We start from the raw sequence: 13,430 nt of genomic DNA on the forward strand, positions 1-13,430 counted from the left end.
GATTTCTCGCCGCGCTCGCAGCGAATGATGGCGACGGGCGTGAAATCTGCTGGTGGATAACCGATTCCCTCCGCAAGATCACCGTTCGCGATCGTGTTGTCGGCAGCCGCCGTCAGACGCGTCTCGATGCCAGTCTCAGTACATCGCCTCGTGTCGTGCTCACTCGTAGAACTTCCGGCCCTCGGCGAACTGCTCGACGAAGGTGGCGATCCGCCGGGCCCGGGTCTCGGGGCGCTTCGCGTCCTGGATGCGGTACAGCGCCGCGAACCTGTTCCGACTGTCGAGGGTCGCGAAGAACGCCTCCGCGGCCGGGTTCGCGGCGAGGGCGTCGAGCAGGTCCTGTGGCGCCTGTGCCGTCTTCGGTCCCGCGTATGCCCTGTCCCAACGGCCGTCGGTCTTCGCCGCCTCCACCGCCGCCAACCCCTCCGGTTCCACCAGCCCCCGCTCGATCAACGCCTCCACGGCATCCCTGTTGCGCTCGGACCAGGGACTGCGGGCGGTGCGTGGCGTGAACCGCTGCACCCGGAAGTCGTCGTCGAGCTTGCGGGCCTGACTGTCTATCCAGCCGAAGCACAGCGCCACCTCGACGGCCTCGGCGTAGGTGACGGAGGTGTGCGCCGAGCCCTTCTTCGCGATCTTCACCCACACGCCGGGAGATGTGGAAACGTTGCCGCGCAACCACTCCCGGAAAGCGGACTGGTCCGCGAAGAGCTCGACAGGCAACTCCGCGGCCGCCATGTCAGCGCCCCGCCCAGGCCCGGACGAAGCCCCGCGCCAGGTACGCGAACGTGCCGAGTCCGAGCACCCACTTGGTGGTGCTGACCGCGGTCGTCGCGCGGATGGCGCGGTCGCTGATCCGGTCCCGGTGATCGAGCAGGTACAGGCCCGCAACGTTCTCGATGTAGTCCCCCGCCGCCGACACGACGGGCGCGGCCAGGAGTACCCGCTTGGTCGTCGGCGACAGCGGCGCCAGTTCGTCGAGTCGCCGGGCCCCGACCCGCAGGGCCGTCGCGTAGACGGCCGGGTGCACGAAGTCCGGACAGAAGTGGCTGCGGTAGCGCGCGATCTCGCCCGCATCCATGCCGTCGAGCACCGCTCGGTACACCCGCGCCGACGGTGCCGTCTGCGTCTTCAGCAGTTTCACGCCCACCGGGCCCAGCAGTCTCGCAATGTTGGCCTGCGACACGACGTACACCGCCGACCACACGACGAGCTTTCGGTCCCCACCCAGGAATGCCATGTCCCGCATACTGCCACGCGGGGACCGACCTCAGTGCGCCATCAGGAACGGCAGAACCGCGGCCTCGAAATCCCGGTACCGGTCCCGGTGGATGCTGTGCCCGCTCGTGAACGACACCACCTCACAGTCACGGATCGCGGTGACGGCCGCATCCAGCAGCACCGGATCCACCATGCCCGTGGGTCCCCCGCGCAGGATCAGCGTCCGCGCCTCGATGTCCGGGAGCCGCTGCCACCACACCGGATTCGGTTCGTGGAACTGCGTGAGCGCCGACGCCGTCATCGACCGGTCGAACGCCCACACCGCCCGCGGGCTGCGCAGCATGCTCGAGGCGGCGTGCCACAGTTCCACCAGCGACGGCAGTCGGCCGCCGAAGTTGGGAACCGGATCGCCGGGGCGCAGCGGCAGCGGGGCCTCCTCGAGCACGAGGCGACGGACCAGATCCGGACGCTGCTGCGCCACCAGCGACACGGCGTGTCCACCGAGCGAGTGACCCACCAGGTCGACGCTGTCGAACGAGAGGTCCTCGCACAGGCCGAGGATGTCGTCGCCGAACTCACCGAACAGGTACGACTCGGCCCGCGCACTGCGCCCGTGACCGCGCAGGTCCACCGCCAGCACCCGGCGTCCCCGCGTCGTCACCGACCGCGCGAACCGGTCCCACGTGCGGTTGTCGCCGCCCATGCCGTGCACCAGGATCACCGGAACCTGATGTGCCCCAGACGAACCGCCACTGTCCCGGTAGGAAATCGTGTGGCCGCTACGGGTGACTGTCGTCTCGGTGAGCTGCACAATCATCGAGCGTAGTCGTGCTCCCGTTCCGGAACGGAGCGGGTCAGCCGCTGCGGTTCGAGCTTCAGCCGGCGCAGCAACTGCGCGTTGGCCGCCACGACGACGGTGGACGCCGACATCAGGATCGCGCCCACCTCCATCGGCAACACGAACCCGACCGGCGCCAGGACGCCCGCCGCGAGCGGCACCGAGATCACGTTGTAGCCGGCCGCCCACGCCAGGTTCTGCACCATCTTCCGGTACGTCGCGTGGGACAGTTCGATCACCGACACCACCGCCCGCGGATCGTCGCTGACCAGCACCACCCCGGCCGACGCGATCGCGACGTCCGTGCCGGCACCGATCGCGATGCCGACGTCGGCCTGCGCGAGCGCGGGCGCATCGTTGACGCCGTCACCCACCATCACGACCTTGCGGCCCACGGCCTGCAACTCCTTGACCTTCGCGCCCTTGTCCTGCGGCAGCACGCCGGCGATCACCTCGTCGATGCCGAGGTCGTCACCGACGGCCCGCGCGACCGCCTCCGCGTCGCCGGTGAGCATCACGACGCGGATCCCGCGGGCGTGCAGCGCCTCGATCGCGTCGCGGGACTCGGGCCGGATCTCGTCGGCCAGCGCGACCGCACCGATCACCTGTCCGTCCCGGAGCACATGCAGCACCGTCGACCCCTGCGCCGCCCACTCCTGTGTCTCCGGCAGCGCCGACGCGCCGTGGCTGTCGAGCATGCCGGGGCCGCCGACGCTGACACTCGACCCGTCGACGGCCGCAGTGACACCGACGCCGTTGCGGGCCTGGAACTCGGTGGCCTGCGGGATCGACAGCTCCCGATGCTCGGCGGCTGCGACGATCGCCCGACCCAGCGGATGCTCGCTGTCGCGTTCCACCGCGGCAGCCAGCGCGATCAGTTCGTCCTCGCCGTGCCCCGCGACCGCGGTGGACGCGACCAGCGCCGGCTCCCCCTTGGTGAGGGTGCCGGTCTTGTCGAACAGCACGGTGTCGACAGTGCGCATGGCCTCGAGGGCCCGCCGGTCGGTGATCAGCACACCGGCGCGGGCGGCCCGTTCGGTGGCGATCGACACCACCAGCGGGATCGCCAGACCGAGGGCGTGCGGGCACGCGATGACCAGGACCGTGATGGTCCGGGTGACGGCCTCATCGGGCGTCCCGAAGATCGACCACACCGCCAGCGTGATCACCGCCGCGCCCAGTGCGAACCAGAACAGCATCGCGGCGGCCCGATCGGCGAGGACCTGCGCCCGCGACGACGAGTTCTGTGCCTCGGCGACCAGACGCTGGATACCCGCGAGCGCGGTGTCGTCGCCGACCGCGGTGATCTCGATCCGCAGCGCGGAATCCGTCGACACCGTGCCCGCGACGACCGCGTCGCCGAGTTCGCGGCGCACCGTGCGAGATTCTCCGGTGATCATGGATTCGTCCAGGTCACCGGCGCCCTCGACGATCCGTCCGTCGGCGGGGATACGGCCGCCGGGGCGCACCATCACGACGTCGCCGGCGGCGAGATCGGCGGTGGAGACCGTGGTGACCGTGCCGTCGTTCCCGATGCGCTCGGCCTCGTCGGGCAGCAGTGCGGCGAGCGAGTCCAACGCACTCGAGGCCTGCCCCAGTGACCGCATCTCGATCCAGTGCCCGAGCAGCATGATCACGATGAGCAGGGCCAGTTCCCACCAGAAGTCCAGGTCGTGGCCGAGGATGCCGAGGCTCGATCCCCACGACGAGATGAACGCGACGGTGATCGCGAGCGCGATCAGCAGCATCATCCCGGGCTGCCGGGAACGGAGTTCGCTCACCGCGCCGGTCAGGAAGGGCCGACCGCCCCACACGAACATGACCGTGCCGAGCAGCGGTGAAATCCACTCCACCGCGGGATTGTCCGGGAGGTCGTAGCCGACGAGGTCGGCGAACATCATGTTCGCCCCCACCACGGGGATCGACAGGACCAGCATGATCCAGAAGAGCCTGCGGAACTGGGCGACGTGATCACCGTGACCGGAGTGACCGCCGTGCCCGGATTGACCACCGTGCCCGTCGTGGCCTGAATGACCGGAATGATTCGCGTGTTCCGAACCCTCGTGACCGGAGGTACCCGCCACGTGGTGTTCGTGAACTGCTTCTCCACTTGGGTTCATACTCATCGAAGTTATACCCCCCACGGGTATGGAGCAAGGGGTGGATCGACTACTCGTAGACGCCCTCCACACCCCACCTTCCTCCCTCGCAGATCAGAAGCAATGCCCGCGACTCGGCGAGCAGTACCTGCGCACGGGCAGCCGCCCGTGCCGTCGAGGCATCCCACCAACGCTCGTCCACCGGCCACGGCCCCGCCCACCCCTGCACCTCCCAGTCCCGGCTCCCCCACCGCAGCCGCGCGGGAACAGCACTGAACTCCCCCCGCTCGGTGACCTGCACGGCATCACCCGAGCAGTCCTCGAGCGACACCGTCGGGAGGTTCGGTAGCACCGTCGCCGGCGCCGGCTCGGGAAGCCGCCCCGGCCAAGGAGCGGCGGGGTCGGATTCCGGCACCAGTTCGTCCCCCAACGGCACCAACGTGATTCGTTCCGCCGGCCCCCGGCCGCCACTGAGCACACCCACCTGCACCGACTCGCCGCCGAGCAGACCCTGCACGCGGATCAGGGCCCGGCGTGCCCGTTCGTCCTCCTCCCCGACACCACCCCAGAGCCCCAACTGCAGGGCCCCGGCTGCCACCACCTCCACCGGCTCGAGGCGCAGTACCGTGATCCCGGCGGTGGGCCGGGACTCGCTGCGACCGGTGAGCCAGCCGTCCAACTGCCAGCGCACCCGGTCCGCGGTGCCCTCCGGCGTCAGCGGTTCGGCACACCGCCACGTCCGGGTCAGGTGCTCACCGTTGCCGGTGGTCGCCGACACCTGCAGCCGCGTGCACGCGACCGCGGCACCCGACAGTTTCGCGTGCAGCCGCTCGGCCATGGCCCGGCCTGCGAAGGCCGCGGCGTCGACGCGGTCGACGGGCGGATCGCACTGCTGCTCCACCTCCAGGTCCGGGGGCAGCGCCCGCGCCGACGGCGACCGTTCCGGTTCCCCCCGGGCCGTCCGGTGCGCGCGGACGGCGTCGGCGCCGAATCGCGACGCGACATCCACCGCGGACAGCGCCGCGAAGGATCCGACGGTGCGCAGCCCGAGCCGACGCAGCAGATCGACCAGGTCGGCACGGTCCGCTGCCGCGAGGCTCGGTTCGGCCGCGATCTCGGCGATCGGGAGCGGGGCCAGGAACCGCGCGCCCTCCCCGGCCGGCACCAGCGCCGCGTGGCGCGCCGCGATCACCGCGGTGGACAGTTCGTCGGCGATGCCGATCTGGCATTCCGCGCCGGCCGCCGCCACCGCGTCCACCAACCGTTCGGCCGCGGCCTCCTCCGAGCCGAAGTACCGGCTCGCACCGCGGGCCGCCAACACCAGCAGACCGGGGCGCAGCACCTCCACCCCGGGCGCGGCCTCGTCCACGGCGGCGGCGACGGGCTCGAACAGTCGCGCGTCGCGCTCGGGGTCGGACTGCGCCACATGAAGTTCCGGACAACGCGCCTGCGCCTCCCGACGCCGCAGCCCTCGACGCACCCCGTCCGCCCGGGCCGGCGCCGAACACGCGATCACCCGATTGGCCAGCAGAACCGCCACCGGCCGGACCGCCGGCAGGTCTGCCGCCGCGGCCGCCGCCACCGCGGGCCAGTCCGGGCACCACACCGCCAGCACCCGCGCACTCATCGTGCGATCACCTCCGGCGTGAGTGCGACCGCCTCCGGCACCCACTCGACGTGCCCCTGCGTCGAGCGCACGTCCAGACACATGGTCCGTGGCCGGAACGCCCGTCCCTGCGCCCGCACCGCCAGCCGGACCGAACACAACCGGCCACGTCCGGCGTCCACGCCACGCCCCACCCCGTCGTAGCCACGCACCCGCGCGTCCAGCCGGACCTCGACCCCGTCCCAGTGTCCGTCGACGACCACCAACGTGGCCTGCTTGCTGCGCGCCCGAGCCACCACGGCCCGGGCCCGCCACGGCGGCACCGACATACCGCCCAGACCCAGCACCACCAGATCCATACCGTCGAGCAGAACCGCCGCCACCTCCACCGGGTCCGGCCCCGGATCCGGCACGAACGCCATCCGCCGCAACTGAGCACCCATCTCGGTGGCGGCGAGCAGCCCGAGTTGCGGACGACCGATCACCGCGGCGTGCCCACCCGCCGACGTCACCGACGCCAACAGCCCCAGGAGCAGTGACGACGCACCGGAGACCGAGACCACGGAACCGCGGGCCAGTCCGCCCTGCGGCAGGAGTGCGGCCAGCGGCCCGGGCACCGGCAGCACCCGCCGCGGACGCAGCACCTGCTCGGCCACATCGACAGCGCTCGATTCGCCCTTCGCCGGCACCGCCGAGATCCGCCGCCGCAGGTACTCCAGGCGCTGCTGACGCGTCAGCCCCGACAACTCGGCGGACACGGAAGACGAAGGCACGGGCAACTGGGCTGGTTCGGTCATATCTGCTCCCCGGGGCACACTTCTGGTTCTTCCGATGTTCGGCGCGCACGGGGAAGACGCGGCACACAGTTCGACTCGAACACACTTTCGAATCAGTTCCAGTAAAGCCCCTGCCCGTCAGCACGTCAAGACGAACCCCTCCGATCCACTAACCTCGAATACGTGACTGATCAGGAACCCACCCGAGCAGGCCGACGAAGCCGGGCCGTCATCGGGCCGGACTACCTGATGGCGGGCAGATACCGGCTGCGATCCAAACTCGGCGGCGGCGGCATGGGCGCGGTGTGGCTCGCTCACGACACGCTGCTCGACCGCGAGGTCGCCGTGAAACAGGTCACCTCCACCATCGGCATGGACGAAGCGGAGGCCCGCGCGATCCGGCAGCGGGCCCTACGCGAGGGCCGCAACGCCGCGCAGCTGTCCCACGAGCACGCCATCGCGATGTACGACGTCGCGGTCGAGTCCGGCGAACCATGGCTCGTCATGGAGTACCTGCCGTCGCGCAGCCTCGCCGAGGCCATGAATCTCGCCGACACGCTGCCGCCCCTCGAGGTCGCGCAGATCGGCGCACAGATCGCGGCCGCACTCACGGAGGCGCACGCGGCCGGGATCCTGCACCGCGACATCAAGCCGGGCAACATCCTCGTCGCCGACCGCGGCGACGACCTCGGCATCGTCAAGATCAGCGACTTCGGGATCGCCCGCGCGAAGGGCGACGCGCCCAGCGGCAAGCCGGGGGTCATCACCGGCACCCCCGCCTACTTCGCCCCCGAGGTCGCCCGCGGCGACGACCCCACCGAGGCCAGTGACGTCTTCTCGCTCGGCGCGACGCTGTACACCGTCGTCGAGGGCCAACCCCCGTTCGGGCTCGACACCGATCCCATCGCGCTGCTCCACCGTGTCGCGAAGGCCGAGATCTACCGACCGAGCCTCAGCGGTCCACTCACCGACACTCTGCTGCACCTGCTCGAGCCCGACCCCGCCCGTCGCCCCACCATGGCACAGGCCCGCGACGCCCTCGCCGCCGTCGCACTCGGGTCCGACGCCGGGACCGGCGCGGCCGTCGCCGACGCGCTGATCGGAGCACCGGTGAAGTCGGCCGACGGCACCGTCCCCAATTGGGCCTACCGGTCCGCCCCGGCGGCGATCCCCCGCCGCCGTGCTGCCTCGACCACCGCCACAGATCTTCCTGCCGCACAATCGAACACACCACTGGGTTCGGTTCCGCGACCCGCGGGACGGGCGTGGCTCCGCCAGCTCACCGACGGCCTCACCGGCCCGCAGGCGCCGACCGACCTGCGCGGCAGGGTCGTCGCGGCCGCACCGCTCGCGATGGCCGTCATGATCGGCATCATCGTGCTCGCGTTCGTCGTGGTCCTGATCGTCGCGCTGGCGCTCTGACGCAGCGCCTCGGTGACGACGCCTCGCCGGCGCTGCCTCAGTCGATGCGGCGCCGGTGCGCCCACCGGGTGAGCGCATTCCGATTGGACTGCTGGGTCTTTCGCAGCACGTTCGAGGCGTGGGTCTCCACCGTCTTCACCGAAATCACCAACTCCTCGGCGATCTCGCGGTAGGTGTATCCACGGGCGAGCAGGCGCAGCACCTCGAGCTCACGCGGGGTGAGCGAGTCCAGTTCCGGGTCCAGCGGCGGCTCCGGAACATTCGAGCGTCCGGTGAACGAGTCCAGGACGAACCCGGCGAGCCGCGGACTGAACACCGCGTCACCACCGGCCACCCGGCGGACACCGTCGGCCAGCTCGGCACCCGAGATCGTCTTCGTCACGTACCCGCGGGCGCCGGCCCGGATCACCGCGATCACGTCCTCGGCGGCGTCGGACACGCTGAGCGCCAGACAGACCGGGCCCGAGTCGATTCCGTTCAGCACCGCGACGCCACCACCGTCGGGCATGTGCACGTCGAGCAACACCACCTGAGGACGCAGCGCGTTGATGCCGGCGACGGCCTCGGCGACACCACCGGCCTCACCGACGACCTCCATGTCGGACTCGCGGCCGAGTTCGGCACGCACCCCGGCCCTGAACACCGCGTGGTCGTCGACGAGGAAGACACGAAACTTGTCGGGGCTGGACGCAGCAGAGGCCGAGAGAGTCACGGCCCCACTCTAGAACAGCGATTCCCGCTCGCCGGACGGCGCGGACTCGGACTCGGACTCGGGCTCGGCCCACACCGGGCGCGGCATGTGGATCCGAACCTCGGTGCCCTTGCCCACCGTCGAACGAACCTCCACTCGTCCACCCCGGCGTTCGATCCGCGCGTGGATCGACTTGGCCAGGCCCTGTCGGTCCTCGGGCACCGATTCCGGATCGAACCCGACACCACGGTCGCGTACGAAGATGCTGACCTGGTCGCGCTCGGTCTCCGCGTACAGGTCGATGCTCGCGACGCCCGCGTGTTTGGCGGCATTGACGAGCGATTCCCGCGTGGCGCCGAGCAGCGCGGTGAAGCACTCCCGTGACAGCCCGGCCCCCTCCTTACCGTCGGCAGCGAGTTCGACGTCGCCGACGGTGACCGGACGCACCGTCACCCCGTGCTGGTCCTCCACCTCACCGGCGATGGTCTGCAGTGCCTCCGACAGGCTCGTGTGTGCGGTCTCGCTGCCGCCGAACAGCCACCGTCGCAGCTCCCGCTCCTGGCCGCGCGCCAGTCGCGTCACCTCCTGCGGGGAGTCCGCCTGCTTCTGGATCAGCGCGAGGGTCTGCAGCACCGAATCGTGCAGGTGGGACGCGATCTCCTCGCGCTCCTCGTTGCGAATCCGGGCGGCGCGTTCCTCACCGAGCGCCCGCCACAACCGCAGCCAGAGCGGTACCGTCAGCAATCCCGCGCCGATCAGCGTCACGACCACCGCGAGCAGCGACGACCGCAGCGCGTCGATGTCGACCTGCGCGAGGATCACCACGCCGAGCCCGGTGACGATCAACGTCACACCACCGAGCACCCGCGCCCAGGTGAGCACCGTCGGGCGGTGCGGCAGCCCCAGCACCGAACGTGAACCGTCGGTGTCGAACTCCCGCCACACCAGCGCTGCGCCGACCGCGACGACGACGAACGGCGTGATCACCGACGCCGCCGTCCCGTTGATCATCCAGGTCAGACCCGCACTGATCGCGAGTCCGATCACGGCCAGGCCCAGCGCGCGACGACGCTCGGCGTCGCTGGGCTTCTCGGTGTCGCTTCCCGGCGGCGTGAAGATCCACAGCAGCCCGTACGCGACGATGCCCGCACCGGCGAGCGCGGCCAGCAGCGTGAACGCGATCCGCACCTTGAAGACGTCGACGTCGAGATGGTCGGCGAGGCCGCCGGCGACACCGCCCACGATGCGGCCCCCGACTCGACGCTCGAGCCGGGGATGGAGGGTTTCGTCCCGCACGGGGTCGAGGGCCGAGTTCACAGCCTGATTCGGTTCGACCAAAGGTTGCACGGTTCCGATCCTGGCACGACTACGTCCGCCGGACATCAGGGCCCGACCCTGAGATCCACGGCCACCCGACCACCGGTTCAGGGAAAGATCAGGGTAGTTCCCGATGGTGCGGACAGTGGCCGATCGCGACGATGGTTGCATGAGCACTGAAGGGACCACCGGGAGCTTCTCCGATCAGCTTCACGACCTGTGGCGGACCCGCCCGATCCGGTTACCGGCGCAGGGCCACATCGCCGGAGTCGCGGCGGGCATCGGTCACCGCTACGGCATCGACCCCGTCCTCGTGCGGGTCGCGTTCGTCGTCTCGACGATCTTCGGCGGCGCCGGCATCGTGTTGTATCTCGCGTGCTGGCTGCTGCTGAGCAAGCCCGGCGACGAGGTCTCGCCCGCGGAGTCGCTGCTCGGACGCGGTCAGAGTTCGCAGTCCGGCACCAAGACCGTGGTGCTGCTCGTCGCGCTTGCGATCGCGGCGAGCACACTGGGACCGATCGGCGTCGGGATGGGCGGATCGGGGCTGATCAGCTTTGCGCTCATGCTCGGCGGCCTGTGGCTGCTGTACCAGCGGCGGCCGGTTCCGCCGGCGCTTCCCGCCAGTGTCCCCCAGACCATTGCCGGGTTCGCGGTGACGCCGTTCCAGACGGCGCCGACGGCCGCGTACCCCGGCCAGCCGTACACCGGGTACAGCGCGTACACGCCGTACACGCGGCTGCCCGACCACTACGAGCCCGAGTCCGAACCCGTCTCGGAGCCCGCGTCCGAGTCCGGGTCCGGGTCCGGGTCCGGGTCCGGGTCCGCTCAGGATCGGCCGACCGTCCAGACGGACCCGGCGGCTGCGACACCACCCGAGCCGACTCCTCCGGCCTGGGATCCGCTGGGCGTCGCACCGTTCGCGTGGGATCTGCCCGAGCCGGCCCGCGGACCGGAGCTGCCCGCGGAGCTGCCACGCAAGCCCCGCAGCCGATTCACGTCCGTCGTCCTCGGCCTCGCGGTCCTGGCCGCAGCCGCCGCGACCGGCGTGTGGGCCGCGACCGGCGCGGAATGGTTGACGCCCGCCCGGATCGGCGGCATCGCCCTCGCCGTGATCGGTGTCGGACTGCTGGTCGGAGCGTTCCTCCGGCGCGGCTACGGGCTGCTCGTCGTGGGCTTCCCGCTCGCCGGATTCGTGATCCTCTCGTCGATCATCGGACCACTGAACTGGGACGGGTCGAAGGTCGGCCAACACACATGGACCCCGCGATCGATGGGCGAACTCACGGCCGTCTACGAAGGCACGGCCGGCGACTTCACCGTCGACCTACGCCAGCTCGATCTCACCGAGAACCGGGAGATGCGCCTCGACGGCACGTTCGGCAACTACACCGTGATCGTGCCCGAGAACATGAACGTCCGCACCGATTGCTCCGTCGTCGGCGGTACCACCGACTGCATCGGAGACGGATTCGTCGACGGTGGCGCCGACGGCACCAGCGGCCCGGTCCTGGACCTGAAGGTCGACAACAAGTTCGGAGAAGTGAGGGTCTACCGTGGCTGAATACGCTGACAATCAGGAAACCACCGACCGCATGTCGGACACCGACGAGCAGTCCACCGCGACACCGTCGCGATTCCCATCGATAGGCCTGCTCCTGGCCGGCATCGCCGCGGTGCTGGTCAGTGTGTGGGCCATCATCGGCCCGTTCACCCTCGACCCGCTCGCCAACGTCGGCGCCCGCTGGCTGTTCGTGATCGTCGCGGTCGGCATCGGCGCGGCGCTGGTGTTCTCCCCTGGACGGCGGCGCTAGCCGCACACACGACAGCGCCCCGGCCTGTGTGGTGGCCGGGGCGCTGTCGTGTGCAGTCAGGTGGGGATCACTCCCACTCGATCGTTCCCGGCGGCTTGCTGGTGACGTCGAGCACGACGCGGTTGACGTCCGCGACCTCGTTGGTGATCCGGGTGGAGATGCGCTCGAGCACGTCGTACGGCAAGCGCGTCCAGTCGGCCGTCATGGCGTCCTCGCTCGAGACCGGACGCAGCACGATCGGGTGGCCGTACGTGCGGCCGTCGCCCTGGACGCCGACGCTGCGGACATCCGCGAGCAACACGACGGGGCACTGCCAGATCTGGCCGTCCAGGCCGGCGGACGTGAGCTCCTCGCGGGCAATGGAATCCGCATGGCGCAGGATCTCGAGACGGTCGTGGGTGACCTCACCGATGATGCGGATGCCCAGACCCGGACCGGGGAACGGCTGGCGTCCGACGATCTCCTCGGGCAGACCCAGCTCGCGGCCGACCGCGCGCACCTCGTCCTTGAACAGCAGGCGCAGCGGCTCGACCAGCTCGAACTGCAGGTCCTCGGGCAGGCCGCCGACGTTGTGGTGGCTCTTGATGTTCGCGGTGCCGGTGCCGCCGCCGGACTCGACGACGTCGGGGTACAGGGTGCCCTGGACCAGGAAGTCGACGGTCTCGCCGTGCGCGGCACTCTCGCCGAGCACCTCGGACACCGCACCCTCGAAGCTGCGGATGAACTCGCGACCGATGATCTTGCGCTTGGTCTCCGGGTCGGACACGCCGGCCAGCTCGCGCAGGAACGTCTCCGACGCGTCGACAGTGATCAGGCGGGCGCCGGTCGCGGCGACGAAGTCCTTCTCGACCTGCTGGCGCTCACCGGCTCGCATCAGGCCGTGATCAACGAACACGCAGGTGAGGCGGTCACCGATGGCACGCTGCACCAGTGCGGCCGCAACAGCGGAGTCGACGCCACCGGACAGGCCGCAGATGGCCTTGCCGTCGCCGACCTGCTCGCGAACCTGCTCGATGAGCGACTCGGCGATGTTCGCCGCCGTCCACGCACCGGGGATCTCGGCGATCTCGTGCAGGAAGCGACTGAGCACCTGCTGGCCGTGCGGGGAGTGCATGACCTCGGGGTGGTACTGGACACCGGCCAGCTTGCGGGCGCGGTCCTCGAACGCCGCGACCGGCGCACCCGCGCTGGACGCGGTGACCTCGAACCCCTCGGGCGCGGCGGTGACGCCGTCGCCGTGGCTCATCCACACCGGCTGCGTCGCGGGCAGACCGTCGTGCAGGACGCCGCCGCTGACGGACATCTCGGTGCGGCCGTACTCGCGGGCACCGGTATGCGCGACGGTGCCGCCGAGCGCGTTCGCCATCGCCTGGAAGCCGTAGCAGATACCGAAGACCGGGATACCCAGGTCGAACAGGGCGGCGTCGAGCTGCGGCGCGCCCTCCTCGTACACACTGGACGGTCCACCGGACAGGACTACGGCGAGCGGCTTCTTCGCCGCGATCTCCTCGACGGTCGTGGTGTGCGGCACCACTTCCGAGTAGACCTTCGCCTCACGGACGCGGCGAGCGATCAGCTGCGCGTACTGGGCACCGAAGTCGACGACGAGAACCGGCCTGTCCTGCTGGGTTTCTGACACCAGAACAGTC

The 13,430-nt window shown here is 70.4% G+C and carries 12 protein-coding genes; 3 read left to right on the forward strand and 9 right to left on the reverse strand.

Features of this window, described 5'->3' with window-relative positions:
• Nucleotides 1-159 precede the first annotated feature (159 nt).
• Genes AC1RIF_RS07975 through imuA' form a run of 6 tightly spaced genes read right to left on the reverse strand, consistent with a single transcriptional unit; the run spans nucleotide 160 to nucleotide 6,561 of the window.
• Nucleotides 160-738, reverse strand: a complete 579-nt coding sequence (locus AC1RIF_RS07975) for a YdeI/OmpD-associated family protein (RefSeq protein WP_492600850.1) — start codon at nucleotides 736-738, stop codon at nucleotides 160-162.
• A gap of 1 nt (nucleotide 739) precedes the next feature.
• The gene (locus tag AC1RIF_RS07980) at nucleotides 740-1,240 is read right to left on the reverse strand and encodes a hypothetical protein (RefSeq protein ID WP_492600851.1); all 501 of its coding nucleotides are present in this window, start codon (nucleotides 1,238-1,240) and stop codon (nucleotides 740-742) included.
• A gap of 30 nt (nucleotides 1,241-1,270) precedes the next feature.
• On the reverse strand, nucleotides 1,271-2,038 hold the full coding sequence (locus AC1RIF_RS07985; RefSeq protein WP_492600852.1) for an alpha/beta fold hydrolase: 768 nt from the start codon (nucleotides 2,036-2,038) through the stop codon (nucleotides 1,271-1,273).
• Entirely contained in the window at nucleotides 2,035-4,185 is a 2,151-nt protein-coding gene (locus AC1RIF_RS07990) for a heavy metal translocating P-type ATPase (RefSeq protein WP_492600853.1), read from the reverse strand. Before AC1RIF_RS07990 ends, AC1RIF_RS07985 begins: the two co-directional genes overlap by 4 nt.
• Nucleotides 4,186-4,228: 43 nt before the next feature.
• Nucleotides 4,229-5,785: a DNA polymerase Y family protein gene (locus AC1RIF_RS07995; RefSeq protein ID WP_492600854.1), complete on the reverse strand. Its 1,557-nt coding sequence runs from the start codon at nucleotides 5,783-5,785 to the stop codon at nucleotides 4,229-4,231.
• Nucleotides 5,782-6,561, reverse strand: a complete 780-nt coding sequence (imuA', locus tag AC1RIF_RS08000) for a DnaE2-dependent mutagenesis accessory factor ImuA' (RefSeq protein WP_492600855.1) — start codon at nucleotides 6,559-6,561, stop codon at nucleotides 5,782-5,784. Before imuA' ends, AC1RIF_RS07995 begins: the two co-directional genes overlap by 4 nt.
• A 228-nt stretch (nucleotides 6,562-6,789) precedes the next feature.
• Here imuA' and AC1RIF_RS08005 point away from each other — a divergent pair, with 228 nt between their 5' ends.
• Nucleotides 6,790-7,962: a serine/threonine-protein kinase gene (locus AC1RIF_RS08005; protein ID WP_492601335.1), complete on the forward strand. Its 1,173-nt coding sequence runs from the start codon at nucleotides 6,790-6,792 to the stop codon at nucleotides 7,960-7,962.
• 37 nt (nucleotides 7,963-7,999) lie between these two features.
• On the opposite strand, the gene AC1RIF_RS08010 is transcribed toward AC1RIF_RS08005, so the two are convergent.
• Nucleotides 8,000-8,674, reverse strand: coding sequence for a response regulator (locus tag AC1RIF_RS08010; RefSeq protein WP_492600856.1), 675 nt, complete (start codon nucleotides 8,672-8,674; stop codon nucleotides 8,000-8,002).
• 9 nt (nucleotides 8,675-8,683) lie between these two features.
• Nucleotides 8,684-10,036, reverse strand: coding sequence for an ATP-binding protein (locus tag AC1RIF_RS08015; RefSeq protein WP_492600857.1), 1,353 nt, complete (start codon nucleotides 10,034-10,036; stop codon nucleotides 8,684-8,686).
• A gap of 103 nt (nucleotides 10,037-10,139) precedes the next feature.
• Between AC1RIF_RS08015 and AC1RIF_RS08020 the strand changes: the two genes are divergently transcribed.
• The gene (locus AC1RIF_RS08020) at nucleotides 10,140-11,531 is read left to right on the forward strand and encodes a PspC domain-containing protein (RefSeq protein WP_492600858.1); all 1,392 of its coding nucleotides are present in this window, start codon (nucleotides 10,140-10,142) and stop codon (nucleotides 11,529-11,531) included.
• A 31-nt stretch (nucleotides 11,532-11,562) separates the two neighbouring features.
• Nucleotides 11,563-11,781: a hypothetical protein gene (locus AC1RIF_RS08025; RefSeq protein ID WP_492601336.1), complete on the forward strand. Its 219-nt coding sequence runs from the start codon at nucleotides 11,563-11,565 to the stop codon at nucleotides 11,779-11,781.
• Between the two features lie 67 nt (nucleotides 11,782-11,848).
• Here the strand turns inward: AC1RIF_RS08025 and guaA are convergent, their stop codons facing one another.
• Nucleotides 11,849-13,420: a glutamine-hydrolyzing GMP synthase gene (gene guaA, locus AC1RIF_RS08030; RefSeq protein ID WP_492600859.1), complete on the reverse strand. Its 1,572-nt coding sequence runs from the start codon at nucleotides 13,418-13,420 to the stop codon at nucleotides 11,849-11,851.
• Nucleotides 13,421-13,430: the final 10 nt, after the last annotated feature.

The organism is Prescottella sp. GW823-FHT02E09 (assembly GCF_058797375.1).